Source organism: Bradyrhizobium cosmicum, assembly GCF_032290525.1.
Taxonomy (GTDB): domain Bacteria; phylum Pseudomonadota; class Alphaproteobacteria; order Rhizobiales; family Xanthobacteraceae; genus Bradyrhizobium; species Bradyrhizobium cosmicum_A.
The window spans coordinates 262,962-284,329 of sequence record NZ_JASXTA010000009.1 but is presented as its reverse complement, the minus strand read 5'-3'; the positions used below and the strand labels follow the sequence as shown (position 1 = coordinate 284,329).

Genomic DNA, 21,368 nt, shown 5'->3' with positions numbered 1-21,368 from the left:
CTGCTTCTTGCTTTATGACGTTTTGCAATTCCCAGACATTTTCAATCTCGCGAACGGATTTTCAAATGCGCTGCCTGGTCGTGGCCGACCTGCACTATTCATTGCCGCAGCTCGACTGGCTGGTCAGCGCGGCCCCCCAGTTCGACCTCGTGATCTTCGCCGGCGATGCGCTCGACATCGGCTCGATGGTGGATTTTCGCGCGCAGATCGTGGTGGTGAAGAAGTACCTCGCGCTGCTCGCGGCGCAGACCCGCGTGATCCTCTGCTCCGGCAATCACGATCTCGACGAGCGCAATGTGGAAGGTGAAAAGGTCTCGCGCTGGATCTCGGAGGTGCGGGAGCTCGGGATTGCCTGCGACGGCGACAGCCTCACCATCGGCGACACGCTGTTCACGGTGTGCCCGTGGTGGGACGGGCCGCTGGTCAAGCAGTGCATCGTCGAGCAACTGCGAGACGCCGCCGTCAATCGGCCACAACGCTGGATCTGGATACATCATGCGCCGCCGGCGAATTCGCCGACGAGCTGGGGCGGCAAGCGCTTCTTCGGCGATGTCGAGCTAGTGCAGTGGGTCATGCAGTATCAGCCGTCGATGGTGATCTCGGGCCATGTGCACCAGTCGCCCTTCATCGCCGACGGATCCTGGTTCGACCGCCTGGGCCAGACCTGGGTGTTCAACACGGGCCTGCAACCGGGACGGCCGCCGACCCATATCGTGCTGGATCTCGATGCGAACAAGGCGTTCTGGCTGGCGGCTGGCGAGGCGCAATGGGTCGATCTCGACGCGCCGCTGAGGCGGCCGGCTGCGTTGATCGAGGAGCCGCCGGACTGGCTCACATCCTTGGGTCGGATTGCCGATCCGAGCCTGGCGAGACCTCAAGCGGCGGCAGGTTGATCATGCTCTGCAGCACATCGCCGACCATGGCCAGATGCGTGCCGTGGCCGGCATATTGCCGCTTGAGATCGGCAAGATAGGTGTTGGCGACGTTGAGCCGTTGCGCCAGCGTGCGCGCGAGCAGCAGCGCCACCTCCGGCTCCTGTATGAGGAATGACGCCGCATCCTCGAACTCATAGATGACCGAATCCGAGGAAGCCCGCACCGTTGCGGTATGCGGCAGCCCGAGCAGCACGGACATCTCGCCAAACACCGCTCCGGGCTCGACGATGGTCGCAACCACCGTATCGCTCTTGAGCACCTCGAGCTTGCCCTCCACCAGCACGTAGAGGTGGCCGCTGCTGGTGCCGCCCTCGGTGACGACGAGCGTGCCGGCCGCAATCTGCCGCTCCGTTCCGCCGGTGCAATGATCCAGAACTGCGCGCATCTCGCGAAAGCTCCCATCGCTGGGGATACCCCACCTATACCCGCCGAATACTAGAGCACGATCCGTGCCAGGCGGCAAATCAACGAACGTGCGGCTGGCGCGACAGACGCTTTGCCAGATGCACCGACTGCCAATCGCCGAGGCCGGTATCCTCGAACCCGGCTTTCCTGGCAAGGCCGCGCATTTCGGCGTTCGTCCGCGCCGTCTCGGCCGCAATCGTCTCATGGCCGAGATCGCTTGCGCGCCTCTCCATCGCCGTCATCATCTGCAAGCCGAGACCTGTGCGCTGGAAGGCATCCGCCACGGAAATCGCAAATTCACCGCGCCTCGCGGCCGCATCGTAGGCGTATCGCGTCTCGCCGACGATTGTGCCCTGCCCCTCCTGCCTGAGCTCGGCGAGCAAGGTGAAATGACCGGGATCGCCTACCTTGGCGACGCATTCGGCTGCGACCACGGCAAAATTCGCCCGCGCGCCCATGAAGCGCTTGTTGCGCGTTATCGTGGAAAGGCCGGTGAAATAGATCGAGAGGCTCTCCAGGTCGCACGCATCGGCGGCCCTGATGCAGACCGGTCCTCTCGTCTCGTTCGGCTCGACAACAGAATCAGGAAATAGCCGTGACATGCGAAGCGCTCGGCAGGTTGCGTTAGACGCACACCTAGCGGAAGCCGCAATGAAACCGCTTGGACGTGGCCGCCAATCACGCGGCTGAAAACGAACAGCTCGTGTCCCTGTGCCGCAAGTCACACACGGGAAAGCGAAGGCACCTTCTCCGGCATGATCGCCTGAAGGCCGCCGAAGCGGCGCTCGCGACCGTGAAAGGAGGCCAGCGCCGCAGCGAGATCGTCCGCATCGAATTCGGGCCACATCCGCTCGGTGAAGTGCAGCTCGGCATAGGCGCCTTCCCAGAGCAGGAAGTCCGACAGCCGCTTCTCACCCGAGGTGCGGATGATGAGATCGACGTCGCGCAATCCGGCCTCGCCGGTGACGAGCTGCGAGAAAGCTTCGCGGGTGAGGCTGGTCAGCGCCGCCGCCTTCGCCGCCGCGTTGAGGATGGCATCGCGCGCGGAATAATCGACCGCGATGCGCATATGCAGTGTCCTGCCGTGGGCGGTCGCGTCTTCGGCACGCGCGATCGCGTTGGCGATACCGTCCGGCAGCCGGTCGCGGCGGCCGATCACGGAGAGACGCACGCCGTTCTTGACCAGGCTCTGCACCTCGTTGGCGAGATAGAATCGCAGCAGCGTCATCAGCGCGGCGACCTCCGCTTTGGGCCTCCGCCAATTGTCGGTGGAGAAGGCGTAGAGCGTCAGCGTGCCGATCCCCTGCTCCGGTGCGGCCTCGACGATGCGGCGAATGGCCTCGACGCCGGCCTCGTGGCCGCGCAGGCGCGACAGGCCGCGCCGCGTCGCCCATCTGCCGTTGCCGTCCATGATGATGCCGACGTGAAGCTTCTCGTTGCGAGAGGTCATTTCACTTTGCATTGCAAAGTCTCCGGTCAAAAAGGAAAGGATCAGGTCGAGATGATGCCGAGACGGCCGAGCGGTGGCGCTTCGCGGCCCGCGGCTTTCGCGGCGTCGCGCACCAGCCGCTCGAGCACGGCGAGATAATCGAGGAAACGGCGGCGGCCGGCTTTGGTCAGCCGGCAGGTCGTGTGCGGGCGATTGCCCTCATAGCCCTTGGTCACCTCGACGAGGCCGGCGTCCTGGAGCACGGCGAGATGCCGGCTCAGATTGCCGTCGGTGAGGCCGCAGAGCTGCTTGAGGTCGGCGAAGGCCAGGCCCTTCGGATGCGCCATCAGCGAGGTCAGAAGCCCGAGCCTCGCCTTCTCGTGGATCACGCGGTCGAGTCCTTCGTAGGAGAACGGCGCGCTGTCAGTCTTCGACATCATGATCTCCGGAGGCGAAATACAGAATGCCCGCCATCACCGACTGCCCGATCACGAAGGGCAGGCCCATGGTCCACGGCGACAGCGTGTGAGTTTGGCTCGCGAGCACCACCACGGCAAAGCCGGACATGAAATACCAGGCGCCGGCGAGCGCAACAGTGCGCGGCAGCGAGCGGATGGACGCGAAGATGCCGAGCGAGACCAGGATCTGCCACAGGCCGGGTAGCAGCCACAGCGTCTCGGCCGCGAACTTCCACATCACCACTGCAAGCAGCACGCCGGCAATGCCTGCCGGCAGGAACTGCTCGACCGCCTGGTGGATCATGGCATCGCCAAGGCCCGAATGATGGCGGCGCGAGCGCGCGCGCATCTCGATGCCGATGATCAGGCCGGAGAGCGCGGCGGCCATGAACCAGCCGAAAAAGAAGCCGAGCGGCTCGCCGGTGGGATCGCCAAGCAGCCAGAATTGCAAGATCGCGGTGAGAAGCGCAATGGCACCGGTCGCAGCCATCGTCGCCGGGCCGTAGCCGCGGAACGCCGTGCCGGCCGCAATCTGGCTGCGGATCGCCACGATGTCGGCCAGTGCCTTGTCGAGATCGCGCATCGGCAACGCCAAACCCTTGCTCCGTCCAATTGCCCGGGATTGTTCGCCCGTCACTTTGTATCGCAAAGTATATCGCATCGCAAAGTAAAGGCAAGCCGGAAAGTCGCAGCAAACGGGCCCCGCCCCGAATCGACAACTGCCGGTTGCGCCCCACCTCCTCCCATGGATAAGATGGATCCAAAAGCATTCCGGGGGGAAGGAAGTATGTGGCTCAAGTCATTTATCGTTGCGTGTTTGTTGCAGGTGAGCGTCGCCGGAATCGCGCATGCGAAAGGACCATTCGGCAGCGTCAATGTCGGCAACTGGATCGGCGGCGCTTTCAGCAATGACGAGACAGACGCCTTCTCGCATTGCGCGGCCACGACGCCCTACGCGAACGGTGTCATCCTCGTGGTAAGCCAAAATGCCGCCGGCACATGGTCGCTGGCCTTTGCGAGTCCCAGCTACCGATTCAACAAGGGCGAGAACGCCGCGATCGACGTGACCTTTGACGGGCGGGAGCAGGCCAGACTGTACGCTACGGCGTATCAATCCAACATGCTCACGGCCGTCATGCCGGTCAATGTCGTGCGTACGTTTCAAAAGGCGAGCCTGATGGTCGCAACGGCCGGCCGCTCGGTCCTGAATTTCGACCTAACCTCGACCGGCCCGGTGATCGCGGCCTTGGCCAATTGCGTGGCCAAGGTGAAAGCCGACGGGCTCAACAAGGCTGGCGACTTCACCAAGGTTGCCGCCAAGCCGCAGCCTGCACCGGACAAGCAAGCGCCCCCGGCAGGCGGCAAACCCGCCAGGGCCAAGAGCGGAACCGGCTTCGTGGTCAGCGCGAACGGCCACGTCGTCACCAACAACCATGTCATCGATGGCTGCGTCGGCGACATCAAGGGCAATCTCACCGGCGAGGCCGCGATGGTGCTGCGTGTCGTGTCGAGCGATGCCAACAACGATCTCGCCTTGTTGCAGGCGCCGTCGACGACGACGTTCAAGGACTTTGCCCGGATCCGCGACCGCTCGATCCGCTCTGGCGATTCCATCGTCGCGATCGGCTTTCCCTACCATGGCTTGCTCACGTCGGATTTCACCGTGACCACGGGCATCGTCAGCTCACTCAGCGGCATGCACAATGATTCGCGCTTCCTGCAAATCAGTGCGCCGGTGCAGCCCGGCAATAGCGGCGGACCGCTGTTCGACACCACCGGGCAGATCGTGGGCGTGGTTACTGCGAAAATTCCCGTACTGCGCATCGCCGCCGCGACCGGCAACATTCCCGAGAACATCAACTTCGCCATCAAGACCGGCGCGCTGCGCGACTTCCTCGACAATTCCGTGGTGCCCTACCAGACGGCCGAACCGAAGAGCGAGCTCAAGACCACCGACATCGCCGGCAATGCGCGACCCTATACGATGCTGATCTCGTGCAACGGCACGGAGCGGGCTGCCGACGCGAAGAGGTAGGGCATCGGTACAAGGGCACGCTGTCGCGCCACCACTGCTGTCATTCCCCGCGATCCGGCTACGCCAAGGCTTCGCCGCGGCTGAGGTCAAGGGCCGCCGAAGCTTTAGCGTAGGCGGCAGGCGCGGAATCCAGTACACCGCAGCTTCTCGATTCAAACACTGCCGCCTCGGAATAGTGGACCACCCGGTCAAGCCGGACGATGACACCTTTGATTTGGGCCGCGCGTGGCCGCCCCCTCACCCGTGACAGCACGCTTCCCTCGCCGCCTGCGGTTCGTACTGGTCGCGCAGGCGGACCCAGTCCATCGGATAGGGCAGGCCGTCCTCATGGCGGCCGAGCGGGGTCAGGTCGAGATATTGATAGGCGGCGTTCATCATGTCGAGGCCCCGGGCGAAGCAGGAATAGGTGTGAAAAACCTCGCCGGCCTCGTTGCGGAAGAACACGCTGATGCCGGGCAGCTCGGGGCCGTAAAACGGCGTGGTGCCAAAATTATACCTTGGCACGCCCTTGTCGATCTGCTCATGCGTGAACGAGACCTCGTAATCATAGTTGAAGTCGTTACCGCCTGAAGAGACCCAATCGAACGTCCAGCCCATCCGCTTCTTGAAGGCCTCGAGCTTTGCGCTGGGGGCCAGCGAGATCGCAACCGTCGTGGTGTCTCGCGCGGCGAGATGCGGCACCATGCGATCAAGTCCGTCGGCCCAGAACGAACAGCTCTTGCAGGCAGCCTCCCAGTCGGGCGCGAACATCACGTGCTGCACGACGAGCTGCGAGCGCCCCCTGAAGAGATCGCCGAGCGTGACCTTGCCGTTCGGGGCGTCGAAGACATACGCCTTGTCGACCTTCACCCAGGGCAAGGCGCGCCGCTCCTCGGCGAGGCGCTCGCGCGCCTGGCTCAGCTCCTTCTCATGCGCCAGATGGGTTTTACGGGCGGCGATCCATTGCTCGCGCGAGACGATCTGATGTTGTTGCATGATGTCCTCCCTGAGGTCAGGCGACGAAGGCGTCGAGCTTGTCGAAGAACGAGGTCCAGCCGCGCTTGTGATTGTCGCGTGCGGCCTCGTCGAAGAACTGGGCGTGGTGGAAGACCATCAGCGTGCCGACGCCGTCCGGCTTCAGCGTGATCGTCACGAGCGATTCGCGTTCCGGCGTCGAATGCCAGGCCCATGTGAAGACCAGCCGCGCGTTCGGCACGACCTCGCGATAGACGCCGCCGGCCTCGAAATACTCGCCGTCATCGCGGGTGAAGCTGATGCGAAAGCTGCCGCCGGTGCGGACGTCGAGCTCGGCTTCGAGCGTCGCCGGGGTCATGTTCGGCGGCCCGAACCATCGCACTAGCTGCTCGGCTTGCGTCCAGGCGGCATAGACTTTTTCCGGCCGCGCGCGGAGCCGGCGCGTGAGCGTGAGGCTCGGCGGTTCGGCCGTGCGGGGATCGGTGTTGACGGCTGCGTTGGCCATGTCTCTTCCTCCACGAAGGCAGCAAGGCGGTCGAACCTGTCGGACCAGAACTGCGCATAGCGATTGAGCCAGTTCATCGCCTGCTCCATCGGCTGCGCGGTGAGCCGGCAGGAGACCGTTCGCCCGGTCTTCTCCCGCACGATCAGGCCGGCATCCGTGAGCACGTCGAGATGCTTCATGATCGCCGGCAGCGAGACCGGAAACGGTGCGGCGAGCTCGCTTACTGACAGGCTCTGCTGCTCGCCGAGGCGCGCAAGCAGCGCCCGCCGCGTCGGATCCGACAGCGCCGCAAACGTCCGGTCGAGCGTCTCGGTCTCATACTTAACCATTAGGTTTAGTATAGACGCGAACGGAATGACGTCAAGCCGGAGCCCGCAGGCGCGGGTCCGCACGACTGCGTGATCAGGCTGCGATCGCACGAGGCGCGATCAGTACGGCGCGACCGGCCGCGTGCGCCGGTGCGGTTGCGGGACCTGTTGCTGGCCGTAGGCCAAGCGAGGGTTGCGATCGCAGAATAGCAATCGGCCGGAGACGCTCGCCTGGCATTGCTCGTAGGTGCTGTAGGCGCATTCGCCGGGATAATCATACTCGCCGCCCTGGGCGCACCAGGGATAGTCGCGAGCCGCCGCAGGCGTGATGGTGGCGACGCCGGCAAGGACCGTCGCGCCCAGCGCCAGCAGCACCAATTGCGTGTTGCGCATGTCCCAACTCCTCTCTTCACGACGCAGATACGCGCCATGTATCATCAGGTTTCGTCGCGCCGCTTTATTCCAGACCAACGAGGCAGACCACGCAAGAAAAAAGCCCCGCCTCGCGGCAGGGCTTCGATCGCAGGGATCACAACACCGCTACTCGACCTTCAGGCCGGCGAACTCGACGACCTTTTTCCACTTCTCGGTCTCGGCCTTGATCTCCTCGCCGAACGCCTCGGGCGTCTGCACCCGCGGCTCGCCGCCGAGCTCAACCAGGCGCTTGGCCATGTCGGGCTCCTTTATCAGCGTGTTGACCTCGCTGTTGAGCTTGGCAATGATCTCCTTCGGCGTATTCTTCGGTGCCCCCATGCCGAACAGCGCGCTGGCCTCGTAGCCCTTCACGGTCTCGGCGATCGGCTGCACGTCAGGCAGTTGCGGCGAGCGCTCTGTGGTGGTGACGCCGATGGCGCGAAGCGAGCCGGAGCGGATGTGCTGGATGATCGAGGGCATGTTGTCGAAGATCACCTGCACCTGGCCGCCGAGCATGTCGGTGATCGCGGGCGCAGCGCCGCGATAGGGCACGTGCTGCATCTTGCAACCGGTCATCGCCATGAACATCTCGCCGGACAGATGTACCGAGGTGCCGTTGCCGGACGAGGCCATGTTCACCTTGCCGGGATTGGCCTTCACATATTCGATGAACTCGGCGACGGTCTTGGCCGGCACGTCCTTGTTGACGGTCATCACGTTCGGCACGCGCTGGAACGAGGCGACCGGCGCGATGTCGCGGACGAAGTTGAACTTCAGATTGGTATAGAGCGAGGCGTTGATGTAGTTGGCCGGGTTGATCAGCTGCAGCGTGTAGCCGTCCGGCTCGGCGTTGACGACCGATTCGGTAGCGATATTGTTGCCGGCGCCCGGCTTGTTCTCGATCACGAATTGCTGGCCGAGCTTTTCCGACAGGCGCTGGCCGATCAGCCGCGCCAGGATGTCAGTGGCCCCGCCCGGCGGATAGCCGACCACCCATTTCACCGGGCGGGCCGGATAATCGGCGGCAAGGGCCTTCGACAGCGGGGTGGCTGCAAGCGGACTGGCGGCGAGCAGGCCCAGCGCGGTACGGCGAGTGATCATCTCAAGGGTTCTCCCACGTGTTGTTCTTGAAAGCCGGACATCTGGCCGGACATCTTGAAAGCGTCGTCGGCGCGGTTGTAACAAAGCTTGCCGCGGGCGGAAAGTGCGTGCGGCGCATCACGACGAAAGGATAAGGCATGCCGGTCAAGGTCGAAGCCCTGGATCATCTCGTGATCAACGTCACGGACGTCGCAGCCACCGCCGAGTGGTACCGCAAGGTTCTCGGGATGGAAGTCAAGGTGTTCGACCCCGGCGGCGGCAAAGCGCCGCGGACTTCGTTGCAATTCGGTAACCAGAAGATCAACGTCCGGCAGCGCGACGCCGACAAGGCCGAGTGGTTCACCGCGGACCATGCGACCGCCGGCAGCGAGGATCTGTGTTTCCTCACCTCCGCCGCCCCCGACGAGGTGGTGGCGCATTTGCAGGCACATGGCGTCGCGATCGAGGAAGGCCCGGGGCCCAGGCAGGGCGCCCGCGGCACGCTGCGCTCGGTCTATTGCCGGGATCCCGACGGGAGCCTGATCGAGATATCGTCGTACGAAAGCTAGAGTCCCCCCGATTGCCCTCCGCGTCATCCGGTGGCAGGAAGACGCAATAAAGAAAATGCAGCCGCCATCAGGATGCAGACTGCGCGGGGAGGATCCATGCCACTTCAACAGACCGCAGCCGGAATCGTCGGCCCGTTCGACGGGCTCGATGTGCCCTGGCTGCTGAAGATGCGGGCCGAGGTGCGCAGCTCACATCCGTTCCTGATCTGGGCGCCGTTCGACGCGCCGGCGCGGCGCTGGAGCTATGGCGAGTTTCACGAGCGGGTCGGCGCGCTCGCGGCGGGGCTTGCCAGGCGCGGCATCAGGCCCGGCGAATATTTGCTCATTCATCTCGACAATTGCATCGAGGCGCTGCTGGCCTGGTTCGCCTGCGTCGAGCTCGGGGCGATCGCGGTCACCACCAACACCCGCTCGGCGCCGGCGGAGATCGAATATTTTGCCGATCATTGCGGCGCGGTCGCTGCGATCACGCAGCCGGCCTATGCGGAACTTGTCGCCCAGAACTGCCGCAACATTCGCTGGCTGGCGGTGACCTCGCATGATGCGGGCGCAGCGCCCGCGCAACCCGTCTCGCGCGGCGACAGTTTTGAATCATTGTTCGCCGACAGCGCCGACCGTCCCCGCCGACCGACCGACCCGCTGGCGCCGTGCAGCGTGCAGTACACGTCGGGCACGACCTCGCGGCCGAAGGCGGTGCTGTGGACCCACGCCAATGCGCTGTGGGGCGCCAGGATCAACGCTGCGCATGAGGACCTGCATGCGGGAGACGTGCACCAGGCCTATCTGCCGCTGTTCCACACCAATGCGCTGGCCTATTCGATGCTGGCGGCGCTGTGGGTCGGCGCCACCTGCGTGATCCAGCCGCGCTTCTCGGCGAGCCGGTTCTGGCGCGCCGCGCGCGAGCATGGCTCGACCTGGACCTCGACCATACCGTTCTGCATGAAGGCGCTGCTCGAGCAGGAGATCCCGAAGGATCACACATTCCGCCTGTGGGGCACCGCCATCAACGAGCCGCCGGCGTTTGCCGCCTTCGGGGTCAAGATCATCGGCTGGTGGGGCATGACCGAGACCATCACCCACGGCATCGTCGGCGAGGTCGACCAGCCCAACATCCCGATGTCGATCGGCCGCGCCGCGCCGGAGTACCAGATCCGGATCACCGACGACGACGGACGGCCGACCGGGGTCGGCGACACCGGCAATCTCGCGATCAAGGGCATTCGCGGCCTGTCGCTGTTTGCCGAATATCTGCACAACGAGAAAGCCACCCGCGAGAGTTTCGACGAGCACGGCTTCTTTCTCACCGGCGACCGCGTCGAGCGGCTGGAAAACGGCTTCATCAAGTTCGGCGACCGCGCCAAGGACATGCTGAAGGTCGGCGGCGAGAACGTCGCGGCCTCCGAGATCGAGCAGGTGATCGCAATGGTGCCCGGCGTGCGCGAGGCCGCCGTGGTGGCGAAGAAGCATCCGATGCTGGACGAGGTGCCGGTGGTCTTCATCATCCCGCACGGCGGTGTCGAAGGCGCGGCGCCCGATCTGCATGACCGCGTGATGGCGGCCTGCCGCAAAGGCCTCGCCGACTTCAAGGTGCCGCGCGAGATCAGGCTGGTCGACGACATGCCGCGCTCGACGCTGGAGAAGGTGGCGAAGGCGGAGCTGCGGAAGATGGTGGGGTAAGTTTTTTCTGTCGTTCCAGGGCGGTGCGAAGCACCGAGCCCGGAACCTCGAGATTCCGGGTTCGCGCTTCGCGCCCCGGAATGACTCCCAAATCAGAACGATCCCAGCGCCACGGGCCTGAACGCCTGCAGCAGCTGCTGATCCAGCTTGCCGCCCATGCCTTCCATCATCGCGAACGCGCGCGAATGGGTGAAGGGCATGCGGTAGGCGCGCTTCTCCACCAGCGCGGCGTAGATGTCGACGATCGTCGTGACCCGGACGATGTCGCTGATCTGGTTCGACGACAGGCCGTTCGGATAGCCCGAGCCGTCGAGGAATTCGTGGTGATGCAGCACGACATCGAGCATCTCCGGCGGGAAGCCGCCTTGCGCCGCAAGCGCGTCATAGCCGCGGCGCGGATGCTGGCGGACCTCGGCCATCTCCTCGTCGGTGAGCTTGCCGGGCTTGTCGAGCAGCACGGAGGGCACGAAGGCCTTGCCGACGTCGTGCAGCAGCGCGGCGCGGGTGAGCCGGCGCTGGTCGTCCTCGCGCATGCCGAGATGCTGCGCGAACGCGACGGCGAAGCCGGTGACGAACAGACAGTGCCGGTAGCTGCCGACATGGTGGCAACCCACCGTGGTGAGCCACTCGCGCAGCGAGGAGTGCTTGATCGCCTTGAGGATCTTGGTCTCGGCGGCGATGACGTCATCGAAGGTCAGGGGCACGCCGAGCGGCAGCTTCTCGAACATCCTCTTCAGAATCGCATGCGCCGCCTCGACGCCGCGGTTGAGCGTCTTGCCGCGATCGGTGGCGTCATAGGTGGCCGTGTCGGGGAACGCGGCGCGAATGCGCTGGAGGATGTCCTCGGGCTGAAGCGGGCGCGAGATCGTGTCGGTGGCGCCGAGCGCCCAGGCCTGCATGGTGCCGTGATGCAGCGCGTCGGCAAGCACGAACAGCCGCGGCATCGCGCGATAGGCGTCGCCGCGCAGCTTGTTGCGCACCCGCTGCACGCTCTCGGGCGAGCGCAGATTGATGTCGACGACGAGGCCTGAGAGATCGCGCGAGGGCTGCTCGGGAATCTTCTCGGTCGTCACCGTCGAGACATCGCCGACCGCCTTCAAAATGCTGGCGAGCTCGGTGCTCGCGTCGCTCCGGTCGGAGGCGAGCAGAAGCCGGCGTTTGGCGGCGGATTTGGCTGGCGCGTTCATGGCTTCCCCAAGAGCACGGGAGTGCAGTTGGCGTCAGCCTAGATCGGATCAGGTTCTCCGGCCCTTAAGAGGCGTGCTCAACGGAACCTTCCGCAATTGGGGACAATTTTATCGGCTCCCTAGCCTCTCATCAAAAACGGCGAAAACAACCCCATGCACAGTAGAATAGTCATTGAAAATAAAGGGAAATTTTTGACACAGTCCGTCCCTCCCACCGCCGTCGTCGCCCGGCTTGACCGGGCGATCCAGTACTCCGAGACGGCGCCGCTAGAACCGAGAAGCCGCGGCGTACTGGATGCCCCGCTTTCGCGGAGCATGACAGTGAATATGCGGATGTGGTGCATCACGCACAAACAAATCCGTCGGAGGTTGCCCTCCGACGGATCATCTCGCCTCGCGATCGCAGCCAGCTTACGCCTTCATCGCGCCCTTCACCGCTTCCGCCGTGATCGGCAGGGCCCGGACGCGGGCACCTGAGGCGTTGAAGATGGCGTTGCCGATGGCAGGGGCGACCACCGTCACGGCGGGCTCGCCGACACCGGTGGCTTTCTCGCCGTTGGCGATCACGGCGACCGCGACCTCCGGCATCTGGCTCATGCGCAAGGGCGTATAGCTGTCGAAATTGGTCTGCTCGATGCCACCGTCCTTCAGCGTCGCCTTCTCGTACATCGCCAGCGACAGGCCCCACAGCGCCGCGCCCTCGACCTGGGCGCGGATGTTGTCGGGATGCACCTGGGTGCCGACGTCGGTGGCAACCGTGAGCTTCTTCACGGTCACCTCGCCCGAGGGCGCGACGGCAACGTGCGCGACGCAAGCGGTCCAGCTTGCGGTAGCACGTTCCTGCGACGACACGCAGGCAACGCCCATGCCCTCGCCTTTCGGCAGTTGCCTTGTGCCGTAGCCGGACAGGCCCATCGCCGCGAGCAGCGTGTTGCGCAGCCGCTGCGCGCCGCCGTCGTTCTTGCCCTTGCCGTCGAGCAGCGCGATGCGGAACTGGGCCGGGTCCTTGCCGGTCGCGGCCGCGATCTCGTCGATCATGCTTTCGACCGCCCAGAATGTCCAGCCGGGTGCCACCGAGCGGAGCTGGCCGGACGGCGTCGCGTTGTGCGCGAGCTCGTTCTTGATCGCGCGCACATGATGGTTGGGCACGGTGTAGAAGAAGTCGGCGCCGTTCACCGTGAAGGAATCGAGCGGCCCCTTCTTGTCGACCGAGGGCGTCAGAAAATCGGGGATTCCCCAGCGCTGAGTCGGCCAGGCCGAGACCACGTCGTGGCTGAGCGCGACAAGCTTGCCGTCGCCGTCCACGCCCGCCTTCACTTTCTGGTAGGTGAGCGGCCGCGAAAAATCCATCGTCATGTCGTTCTCGCGCGTGTAGATCACCTTCACCGGCTTGCCGATCGCCTTCGCCGCCTGCACCGCCGGAATCATCATGTCGGCATCCAGCCTGCGGCCAAAGCCGCCGCCGAGCCACATCTGGTGCATGACGACGAATTTTGGATCGATCCCGGCCGCACCTGCGGCGATCGCGCCGGAGCGCGTCGCGAACTGGTTGCCGGAATAGATGTGCAGGATGTCGCCCTTGAACTCCGCGGTGGCGTTCATCGGCTCCAGCGGCGCATGGATGTTGATGCTGGTGGTGTATTCCGCCTCCACCACCTTGGCCGCCGTGCCGAACGCCGCTGAGGGATCGCCGTCCTTGACGAAGAACTGGCCGGAATCCTCCAGCTTCTGAAGCCGCATGGCCTCGTCGAGCAGCGACTGGCTCGAGACTTTCGCGTTCGGACCGCCGTCATAGGCGATCTTCAGCGCCTGCGCCGCCTTCTTGGCGTTGGCGTAGGTGCTCGCGACCGCGACCACCCAGCCGGTTGTCGTCTCGGTCTTGTCGTCGAGGGTGACGGCCTTGATGAAGCCCGGCACCTTCTTCGCAGCGGAGTCGTCGACTGATTTCACGGTAGCGCCATAGCGCACCGGCGGCGTCACCACCGCGCCATAGGCCATGCCCGGCAGCATCACGTCGATGCCATATTTGGCCGTGCCGTTGGTCTTGGAGGGGATGTCGAGCTGCGGCACCGACACGCCGATCATGGTGTATTGATCCGGGGTCTTCAGCTTGATCGCCTTCAGCTCATCCGGCGTGAAGGTTTTCGTCGCCTTGCCGCTCTTGACGACATCGGCGAACGACATCTGCTTCTTCGACTTGGGATGCACGATCATGGAATCGCGCACCACGAGCTCGGAAGCCGGCACGCCCATCGCGGCGGCCGCGCCTTCGGTCAACGCCATCCGGCCGGCGGCACCGGCCCGGCTCATGGCATCGAAGTTCATCATGGTCGACCAGCTTCCGCCGGTGATCTGCGCGCCCAGCACGGGGTCGTTGAACTTCGGGTCGTTGGAGGCAAGTGCGACGCGCATGTCGCTCCACTTCGCGCCCAGCTCCTCAGCCACGATCTGCGCCATGGTGGAGGCGATGTGCTGGCCCATGTCGGCCTTGCCGCAGGTCACGGTGACGAGACCGTCCGGCGAGATCGCATACCAGACGCTCGGCTCGAAATTCGAGGGCGCGGCGAGCGCCTCACTGACGCCGGGTACGCCGGCATAGCCGAGCACGAGGCCGGTCGCGGCGGTGCCGACCAGGAACGAGCGGCGGCTGAGATCGGTCGTCTCAGCTGTGACGGACTTGATGTGCTTGTTCATGTGGGCCTCCGTTCGTTGCCGGAGGCGGACGCGGTGCGCATCTCGGATGCGGCGCGCATGATCGCCTTCTGGATCCGCGAATAGGTCATGCAACGGCAGAGATTGCCGTCCATATGCGCGACGACCTCTTCCTTGGTCGGGTTGGGATTCTTCGCGAGCAGCGAGGCCGCCTGCATGATCTGCCCGGACTGGCAGTAGCCGCATTGCGGCACCTGCTCGGCGATCCACGCCTTCTGCAAGGGATGATCGCCCTTGGACGCAAGGCCTTCGATCGTGGTGATCTTCTTGCCGGCGACGTCACCGACCATGGTCTGGCACGAGCGCACGGCTTCGCCGTTGACGTGAACGGTACAGGCCCCGCACAGCCCGGCACCGCAGCCGAACTTGGTGCCGGTCATCTGCAATTGCTCGCGGATTGCCCAGAGGAGCGGCGTATCGTTCGCCGCATCCACGGACATACTCCGCCCGTTGATGGTGAGAGTTGGCATAGGCGTCTTCCCCTGCCGGTGCATGAAGCCGCTTACGGCGGCAACTTGTATTGGCGGACGCCCACCGGACTAGCGTCAGCCTTGGTGACAAGAATGATCGCGTTCAGTCGCAGAGGCAAATGCAATTTGGAATCGATCGAAACAAACGCGGCACGCTCATCTTGTGCGTTGCGAGAACAGCGGCGATGCAGCGGCTGAACGCAACAGAGTGCACACTAAGCATGCAGGCCATCGCGGCACGGCGGTTTCTTCGAGGTAACTTGGCGGGCTAGGATGCGCGAGGAGACAAGACAAACAATAAGGGTGGGCGGAATGCCGAAGATCGATCGCGACGGCGTCGGAATCTATTACGAGGTTCACGGCGAGGGTCCGCCATTGCTGCTCACCCACGGCTACTCATCGACCTCGGCGATGTGGCATGGGCAGATCGCTGCGCTGGCGAAAGAGCACAGGCTGATCCTGTGGGACATGCGCGGCCATGGCGAGTCGGACTACCCCGATGACCCCAACGCCTACAGCGAAGCGCTCACGGTCGGTGACATCGCGGCGATCCTCGATGCCGCCGGCGCCGAACGCGCCATCATCGGCGGTCTCTCGCTCGGCGGCTATATGTCGCTCGCGTTTTATCGCGCACATCCGGAGCGCGCCCGCGCGCTGCTGATCATCGACACCGGGCCGGGCTTCAAGAAGGACGATGCACGCGAAGCCTGGAACATTCGGGCGCTCGGCACGGCCGACAAGCTCGATCGCGAAGGTCTCGACATGCTGAAATCGGCGACGCGCGAGCGCGCCACCGCCAGCCATCGCAATGCCAGGGGACTGGCGCTTGCCGCGCGCGGCATGCTGACCCAGCGCGACGCACGCGTGATCGAGCTGCTGCCCGACATCAAGGTGCCCTGCCTGATCGTGGTCGGCGCCGACGACACGCCGTTCCTAGCCGCGCCCGACTACATGGCCGCAAAAATCCCCGGCGCACAAAAAATCGTGATTCCCGCCGCCGGGCACGCCGTCAACATCGATCAGCCCAAGGCTTTTGTTGACGCGGTGGTGCCTTTCCTGAAGAACTTGCCGGAATAGGACGGACAGGAACTCAGACAATGAAACGGGCATTGTTGGCTGCGGGTGCGGTGTTGCTGTCGATATCTGCGTCTGCGCAGGCCGAACCGTTCGGCATGGCGACACCGCGCCGCCCCTTCGTCGAGACCTTGTCGAACAACATTCCGCTCGCCTTCGGCATGGATGCCCGACAGACCGCACAAGCGCTGGGACAGCCCTTGCAATATGTGCGCGGACGTCCCGGCAACGAGATCTACCTCGCTTTGCGAAACATCGGCGGCAGCGGCCTGATTCCCTATCGCCATCGCCTGTTCCTGCAATTCCGCCATGGGCGGCTGGCGGGATGGAAGGAGGACTATGGCGAGAACTGGATGTGGGAGTGAGAGCGGTCGCCCATGGCGCAGACCAATCGCATCTGCGCCATCATGCGTCGAAGTTGCCACATCGTCATGGCCGGGCTTGTCCCGGCCATCCACGATCCTTCGTGCCGCGCCAAGAACGTGGATGCCCGGGACAAGCCCGGGCATGACGAGTTTTTGGGGGCGAGCGGAATTCAATCAACGACCAACAACAAGGACAACCCGCGTGGGACAAGACATCAAGCTGACGGCCTCCGACAATTTCCAGCTCGGCGCCTATCGCGCCGATCCCGCCGGCAGCCCGAAAGGCGCCGTGGTGGTGGTCCAGGAGATCTTTGGGGTCAATCATCACATCCGCTCGGTCTGCGACCGCCTCGCCGGGGAAGGCTATGTCGCGATTGCGCCGTCGATCTTCGACCGGACCTCGCCGGGCTTCCAGTCGGGCTACACGCCCGACGAGGTCGCCGAGGCGCGCAAGTTCGTCGCCAGTCCGGACTGGGAGGCGATGCTGCGCGATACGCAGGCCGCGATCGATGCAGTGAGAAGTGTCGGCCCGGTCGGCGTCATCGGCTTTTGTCTCGGCGGCAGCATTGCCTTCGTCGCGGCGACGCGGCTGTCGGGCCTGAAGGCCGCGATCGGCTATTACGGCGGCGCCGTCGTGCGCTTTGCCGACGAGAAGCCCAAGGTGCCGACGCAGCTGCATTTCGGCGAGAAGGATGCCGGCATTCCCCTGACCGACGTCGAGGCCGTCAAGGCGAAGCGGCCGGAGGTGGAGGTCCTCATCTATCCCGGCGCCCAGCACGGCTTCCATTGCGACGAGCGCGCGAGCTACGACAAGGCCAGCGCCGACATCGCCTGGCCACGCAGCATGGCGTTTTTCGCGAAGCACTTGAGGTAGCCAAATCCGTCATGCGCGGGCTTGACCCGCGCATTCATCAAGCGACGCGTTTTCGCCAAGTTGATGGATTGCCGGGTCAAGCCCGGCAATGACACATCGAGCAGGAATCGGGTGGCTGCTGCCTGGCGCCCGGCGATAGAGCTGGCCGATCAAGCAACCCACGCCGGAAGATCCGCCATGCAGCAGACCGATACGAACATCGTCATCCGCAATCCGTTCGGCGCCATGGACGTGCCCGCGCCCGACGATCGCGAAGTCATGGACTATGCCGCAATCGCCACGCTTGCCGGCGATGCAGCCGACGTCAACGCAGCGGCATGGGCCCCCATCGCCACGCCTTCCGATCCGCTCGACGGCATCTGGGCGAGCCGCTGGAACGGCGGCGCCGATCCGACCATTGCCGGCGATACGCCGGAAAAATGGAAGCAGGGTCGCGCGGAAGTTCGCGTCGCGGGGAACCGGATCTATCTGCGTTTCGACTGGGACAATGGGCGTCGGCACGGACTGATCGATGCTGCGCGGCAGGGAGAGCGTCTGGTCGGCAAATACATCAACCTGACCAACCCCGCGATCGCGCGGCCATGGGTCGGACGCGTGGTCGACGCGGCGCGGATCGACGGATGCTTTCCGAACGGACGGCTTGATTTCAGAAGGTGAGCTGGAGCTTCGGTTCTGATTGCATCAGAACCGAAGCTCTACATTCTTTTTTTGACGCGGTTTCTTCACGCGAACCGGTATCCACTTCGCTCGAAAACGCTTTAGAACCAGCGCTCGCCGACGAACACGGTGTCGCCCGGAGCCAGGGGCGTGCCCAGCGGCACGATGGCGCGCATGGCGCCGCCGGCTTCGGTGTGCGTGACGGTGACCACGTCGCGCTTGGCGCGGGGCGAGAAGCCGCCGGCGATCGCAACGGCGCTCTCGACCGTCATGTTCGGTACGTAAGGATACTGGCCGGGCGCCGTGACTTCGCCGAGAATGAAGAACGGGCGATAGGACTCGACTTCGACGGCGACCGAGGGCTCGCGGATATAGCCGTTGCGCAACCGTGCGGCGATCTCGCCCGCGAGACCCGCCGGAGTGCGGCCGCGCGCCGGCACGCCACCGATCAGCGGCATGGTGATCGAACCGCCGGCATCGATGGCGTAGCTGTTGGTGAGACCTTCCTGTCCGTAGACCACGACGCGCAGCTTGTCGCCGGCGTCGAGATGGTAGGAGGAGTCGTAGCGGGCCCGCGCCGCCATGGGTGCGGCGTAGCCGACCGGCATGGGCGCGGGCGAGGAGGCAAAGGAATTGCGCAGCGCGCCGATGGCGCCGCCACTGTCGGCGACGACGACCGGCTGCGGTGCGCTGTAGGGCTGGCCATAGGCCATGGAGTCGAGATCGGGGCGCGGCTGCACATAGGCGACGGGGCCGGCGGTCTGCATGCAGCCGCCAAGGGTCAGCGCGGCGGACGCTGCCAGGGACGCTGCCAAGATCGACCATCGAAACGCGCGTGCAACCGGCACCGGACCTATCCCTCGGAACGAGACGGCTCCAGTCATGCACCGGTTATGGTTAATAAAGCGTTGAGGGGGCTGGGCGTGACAATGTGAGCCGAACACTCCGTCATGCCCGGGCTTGTCCCGGGCATCCACGTTCTTGGTGCCGCACGAAAGATCGTGGATGGCCGGGACAAGCCCGGCCATGACGAGGGACCTGCTTACGCGCTCACGCCGACGCCGATCGGACAGGACACGCCGGTGCCCCCTAAGCCGCAATAGCCGGCGGGGTTCTTCGCCAGATATTGCTGATGGTAATCCTCGGCGAAATAGAACTCACCGGCGGGCGCGATCTCGGTGGTGATGGTTCCGAGCCCCTTGGCGGCGAGCGCCTTCTGATAGAGCGCCTTCGAGCCGTCGGCCGCTTTCTTCTGCGCATCCGAATAGGTGTAGATGGCGCTTCGGTATTGCGTGCCGACGTCGTTGCCCTGGCGCATGCCCTGCGTCGGGTTGTGGCTCTCCCAGAAAATCTTCAGCAGCTTCTCGTAGGAGATCTTGCGCGGGTCGAACACGACCAGCACCGCTTCGGTGTGGCCGGTGCGCCCCGAACAGGTCTCTTCATAAGTCGGGTTCGGTGTGCGGCCGCCGGCATAACCGACAGCGGTGGCGTAGATGCCGTCGCCGAGCTCCCAGAATTTTCGTTCGGCGCCCCAGAAGCAGCCGAGTCCGAACACGGCCTGCGCGAGGCCGGCCGGATAAGGCGGCTGCAGCTTGCTGCCGTTGACGAAATGAGTGGTTGCGGTGGGAATGGCCTGCGCACGGCCGGGCAGCGCTTCCGCGGCGCTCGGCAATGCGGTGGTCTTGCGCATGAACAGCATGATCGGGTCTCCGCAACGAGCGATCCGTCGCCCGAGCCAACTCGAAAAGCCAAGGGCTCAGGCGGCGTGCTCGCGATCAGGTGGGAATATAGGCGTCTACGCAGGGAACGGCAGCCCTGTTACGCAGGCGCCAGCGCGAGGTTCAATCGCGGGAATAGCCGATCAGCGGCTTGCGTGGCCGGAACAGGATCATCAGCAGGATGCCCAGAATGCCCAGGACGGCAAAAACCGGCTGGTCCAGCACCAGGCGGATCACCGAGGTCCAGAGCCAGGGGACCTTGGCCTCGACCCAGGTCCGGAACGCCGTCTGGCTGGCCTGATTGATGTCGTTCCAAAACTGGCCGAACCGGGTGAATTTGAGGGTCTGGTCGGCGACCCAGCGGGCACCGTCATAGACCATGAAAATGAAACCACCGGCGAGCAGCAACAGCCCGATCAGTCGGAAAAAGCCACGGATCATGCCTCACCTTATATGGTCGTCCGATCGGACGACCCCCGGAACGCCGCCAGCCAATAGCCGGGAGGCGGCAGAAATTCAACCTCTTCAGGGCGTTACGGCACGATCTCGAGCGCCCGCGCCTTGTTTTCCAGCCCTCGAAAGCGTTGACGGTGCCGCAGACCCTCTCTATAAGGGCGCCAACTGGCGGCGGGCGCAATCCTGCCGCCGCTGTTCTTTGAGCAGTTGCAGGCTCCTTGGAGCCTTAGAGACAGCCGCAAGGCGGTCGCTCATGTTCCGGGAATAACCTAGCAACCGAACACCCTAAATCCGAGCGTCGATTCAGCGGTCAAGCAGCCGGCGCTACCCGACCAAGACGCGACCGGTACCGCAAAGGATATTGAGACCATGGCCAATACCACTTCCGCCAAGAAAGCGACGCGCAAGATCGCCCGCCGCACCGCCGTCAACAAGTCGCGCCGCACCCAGATGCGCGGCGCCGTCCGCACCGTCGAAGAAGCCATCGCGACCGGCGATCGCGCCGCTGCCGTGAAGGCGCTGGCGAATGCCGAGCCCGCCTTGATGCGCGCCGCGCAGCGCAGCATCGTTCACAAGAACAACGCCAGCCGCAAAGTCTCGCGTCTCACCGCGCAGATCGCCAAGCTCGCCAAGTAAATTTCGAGGCGTAAGTTTCGCGAAGTAAATCTCGCGAAGTGATCTCGCAGTGTCATCCGATCGGTTGATCCGATCGGAACGTCAAATCAGCCCGGCCTCGTGCCGGGCTTTTTGTTGCCTGTCGTCATATTCCCGCAAGCAGTCACGCGACGTCCGATCTTCGGCCGGAGGATTTGCATCGTCGGCACGATGATGCATTCCGTAGTTTTACTGCGAGCGATTTTGCAACAGCGGAAACTTCCACCGCGGTGCAAAAAGTCGCTGCGACGCGGGCTCAACTTGAATTCGGGGCGCCGCGAGTTTTGCACACCGTAGATTCACCGGATCGCATCTACCGGTGGAGTTACCCTGCGAAACGAGACTCAAAAAACGATGTCTCGCTAATCACTTATCAACATAGCGCCGCCAAGCATTTGGAAAATTCGCTCGCGCATCGCGCGCGTGACGCTT

General features: G+C 64.4%; 25 protein-coding genes. 9 read left to right on the top strand and 16 right to left on the bottom strand.

Going from position 1 to position 21,368, the window contains the following annotated elements; translation table 11 throughout:
* Positions 1 to 65 precede the first annotated feature (65 nt).
* Positions 66 to 893, top strand: coding sequence for a metallophosphoesterase family protein (locus QSV46_RS18900; RefSeq protein ID WP_314954404.1), 828 nt, complete (start codon positions 66 to 68; stop codon positions 891 to 893).
* Here the strand turns inward: QSV46_RS18900 and QSV46_RS18895 are convergent.
* From QSV46_RS18895 to QSV46_RS18875, 5 genes are all read right to left on the bottom strand, one after another.
* Positions 832 to 1,320: a cyclic nucleotide-binding domain-containing protein gene (locus QSV46_RS18895; protein ID WP_314954401.1), complete on the bottom strand. Its 489-nt coding sequence runs from the start codon at positions 1,318 to 1,320 to the stop codon at positions 832 to 834. The genes QSV46_RS18900 and QSV46_RS18895 overlap by 62 nt on opposite strands.
* 79 nt (positions 1,321 to 1,399) lie before the next feature.
* Positions 1,400 to 1,942 carry a GNAT family N-acetyltransferase gene (locus tag QSV46_RS18890; protein WP_314954398.1) on the bottom strand — a complete coding sequence of 181 codons (543 nt, stop codon included), beginning with the start codon at positions 1,940 to 1,942 and terminating at the stop codon, positions 1,400 to 1,402.
* A 119-nt stretch (positions 1,943 to 2,061) separates the two neighbouring features.
* Positions 2,062 to 2,802: a di-trans,poly-cis-decaprenylcistransferase gene (locus QSV46_RS18885; RefSeq protein WP_314954395.1), complete on the bottom strand. Its 741-nt coding sequence runs from the start codon at positions 2,800 to 2,802 to the stop codon at positions 2,062 to 2,064.
* A 29-nt stretch (positions 2,803 to 2,831) separates the two neighbouring features.
* Complete coding sequence (locus QSV46_RS18880; protein ID WP_314954392.1) at positions 2,832 to 3,206, bottom strand: transcriptional regulator; 375 nt, start codon at positions 3,204 to 3,206, stop codon at positions 2,832 to 2,834.
* Entirely contained in the window at positions 3,193 to 3,810 is a 618-nt protein-coding gene (locus QSV46_RS18875; protein WP_314954389.1) for a hypothetical protein, read from the bottom strand. The genes QSV46_RS18880 and QSV46_RS18875 overlap by 14 nt, the downstream gene beginning before the upstream one ends.
* 204 nt (positions 3,811 to 4,014) lie before the next feature.
* Between QSV46_RS18875 and QSV46_RS18870 the strand changes: the two genes are divergently transcribed.
* On the top strand, positions 4,015 to 5,262 hold the full coding sequence (locus QSV46_RS18870; protein WP_314954386.1) for a S1C family serine protease: 1,248 nt from the start codon (positions 4,015 to 4,017) through the stop codon (positions 5,260 to 5,262).
* A gap of 237 nt (positions 5,263 to 5,499) precedes the next feature.
* Here the strand turns inward: QSV46_RS18870 and QSV46_RS18865 are convergent, their stop codons facing one another.
* The 5 genes from QSV46_RS18865 to QSV46_RS18845 all read right to left on the bottom strand — a co-directional run bounded on the left by QSV46_RS18865 (position 5,500) and on the right by QSV46_RS18845 (position 8,544).
* A complete protein-coding gene (locus QSV46_RS18865; protein ID WP_314954384.1) occupies positions 5,500 to 6,237 on the bottom strand; it encodes a thioredoxin family protein in 738 nt (245 codons plus the stop codon).
* A 16-nt stretch (positions 6,238 to 6,253) separates the two neighbouring features.
* Positions 6,254 to 6,598, bottom strand: coding sequence for an SRPBCC domain-containing protein (locus QSV46_RS18860; protein WP_314954443.1), 345 nt, complete (start codon positions 6,596 to 6,598; stop codon positions 6,254 to 6,256).
* A complete protein-coding gene (locus tag QSV46_RS18855; RefSeq protein ID WP_314954381.1) occupies positions 6,598 to 7,050 on the bottom strand; it encodes a metalloregulator ArsR/SmtB family transcription factor in 453 nt (150 codons plus the stop codon). Before QSV46_RS18855 ends, QSV46_RS18860 begins: the two co-directional genes overlap by 1 nt.
* A gap of 99 nt (positions 7,051 to 7,149) precedes the next feature.
* Positions 7,150 to 7,422, bottom strand: a complete 273-nt coding sequence (locus QSV46_RS18850; protein ID WP_314954378.1) for a DUF3551 domain-containing protein — start codon at positions 7,420 to 7,422, stop codon at positions 7,150 to 7,152.
* 147 nt (positions 7,423 to 7,569) lie between these two features.
* Positions 7,570 to 8,544 carry a tripartite tricarboxylate transporter substrate binding protein gene (locus QSV46_RS18845; protein WP_314954375.1) on the bottom strand — a complete coding sequence of 325 codons (975 nt, stop codon included), beginning with the start codon at positions 8,542 to 8,544 and terminating at the stop codon, positions 7,570 to 7,572.
* A 137-nt stretch (positions 8,545 to 8,681) separates the two neighbouring features.
* On the opposite strand from QSV46_RS18845, the gene QSV46_RS18840 reads away from it, so the two are divergent.
* Both QSV46_RS18840 and QSV46_RS18835 read left to right on the top strand, forming a co-directional pair.
* On the top strand, positions 8,682 to 9,092 hold the full coding sequence (locus QSV46_RS18840; RefSeq protein ID WP_314954372.1) for a VOC family protein: 411 nt from the start codon (positions 8,682 to 8,684) through the stop codon (positions 9,090 to 9,092).
* A gap of 96 nt (positions 9,093 to 9,188) precedes the next feature.
* Entirely contained in the window at positions 9,189 to 10,769 is a 1,581-nt protein-coding gene (locus QSV46_RS18835) for an AMP-binding protein (protein ID WP_314954369.1), read from the top strand.
* Positions 10,770 to 10,861: 92 nt separating this feature from the next.
* On the opposite strand, the gene QSV46_RS18830 is transcribed toward QSV46_RS18835, so the two are convergent.
* The 3 genes from QSV46_RS18830 to QSV46_RS18820 all read right to left on the bottom strand — a co-directional run bounded on the left by QSV46_RS18830 (position 10,862) and on the right by QSV46_RS18820 (position 15,138).
* Positions 10,862 to 11,956 (bottom strand): HD domain-containing protein, encoded by a 1,095-nt coding sequence (locus QSV46_RS18830; RefSeq protein WP_314954367.1) that lies wholly within the window; start codon positions 11,954 to 11,956, stop codon positions 10,862 to 10,864.
* A gap of 411 nt (positions 11,957 to 12,367) precedes the next feature.
* Complete coding sequence (locus QSV46_RS18825) at positions 12,368 to 14,650, bottom strand: xanthine dehydrogenase family protein molybdopterin-binding subunit (protein ID WP_314954364.1); 2,283 nt, start codon at positions 14,648 to 14,650, stop codon at positions 12,368 to 12,370.
* Positions 14,647 to 15,138 (bottom strand): (2Fe-2S)-binding protein, encoded by a 492-nt coding sequence (locus QSV46_RS18820; protein ID WP_314954361.1) that lies wholly within the window; start codon positions 15,136 to 15,138, stop codon positions 14,647 to 14,649. Before QSV46_RS18820 ends, QSV46_RS18825 begins: the two co-directional genes overlap by 4 nt.
* A 312-nt stretch (positions 15,139 to 15,450) precedes the next feature.
* Between QSV46_RS18820 and QSV46_RS18815 the strand changes: the two genes are divergently transcribed.
* From QSV46_RS18815 to QSV46_RS18800, 4 genes are all read left to right on the top strand, one after another.
* Positions 15,451 to 16,215, top strand: a complete 765-nt coding sequence (locus QSV46_RS18815; RefSeq protein ID WP_314954359.1) for an alpha/beta fold hydrolase — start codon at positions 15,451 to 15,453, stop codon at positions 16,213 to 16,215.
* Positions 16,216 to 16,235: 20 nt separating this feature from the next.
* Positions 16,236 to 16,577, top strand: coding sequence for a hypothetical protein (locus QSV46_RS18810; RefSeq protein WP_314954358.1), 342 nt, complete (start codon positions 16,236 to 16,238; stop codon positions 16,575 to 16,577).
* 202 nt (positions 16,578 to 16,779) lie between these two features.
* Complete coding sequence (locus QSV46_RS18805) at positions 16,780 to 17,451, top strand: dienelactone hydrolase family protein (RefSeq protein WP_314954355.1); 672 nt, start codon at positions 16,780 to 16,782, stop codon at positions 17,449 to 17,451.
* Positions 17,452 to 17,628: 177 nt separating this feature from the next.
* Positions 17,629 to 18,108 (top strand): hypothetical protein, encoded by a 480-nt coding sequence (locus QSV46_RS18800; RefSeq protein WP_314954352.1) that lies wholly within the window; start codon positions 17,629 to 17,631, stop codon positions 18,106 to 18,108.
* A gap of 101 nt (positions 18,109 to 18,209) precedes the next feature.
* Here QSV46_RS18800 and QSV46_RS18795 read toward each other — a convergent pair whose 3' ends face one another.
* The 3 genes from QSV46_RS18795 to QSV46_RS18785 form a co-directional block, all read right to left on the bottom strand.
* Positions 18,210 to 18,956, bottom strand: a complete 747-nt coding sequence (locus QSV46_RS18795; RefSeq protein WP_314954349.1) for a polysaccharide biosynthesis/export family protein — start codon at positions 18,954 to 18,956, stop codon at positions 18,210 to 18,212.
* A 194-nt stretch (positions 18,957 to 19,150) separates the two neighbouring features.
* A complete protein-coding gene (gene msrA, locus QSV46_RS18790) occupies positions 19,151 to 19,807 on the bottom strand; it encodes a peptide-methionine (S)-S-oxide reductase MsrA (RefSeq protein WP_314954346.1) in 657 nt (218 codons plus the stop codon).
* 142 nt (positions 19,808 to 19,949) lie between these two features.
* Entirely contained in the window at positions 19,950 to 20,267 is a 318-nt protein-coding gene (locus tag QSV46_RS18785; RefSeq protein WP_314954344.1) for a hypothetical protein, read from the bottom strand.
* A 384-nt stretch (positions 20,268 to 20,651) separates the two neighbouring features.
* Between QSV46_RS18785 and rpsT the strand changes: the two genes are divergently transcribed.
* Positions 20,652 to 20,918, top strand: coding sequence for a 30S ribosomal protein S20 (rpsT, locus tag QSV46_RS18780; protein ID WP_314954341.1), 267 nt, complete (start codon positions 20,652 to 20,654; stop codon positions 20,916 to 20,918).
* Positions 20,919 to 21,368: the final 450 nt, after the last annotated feature.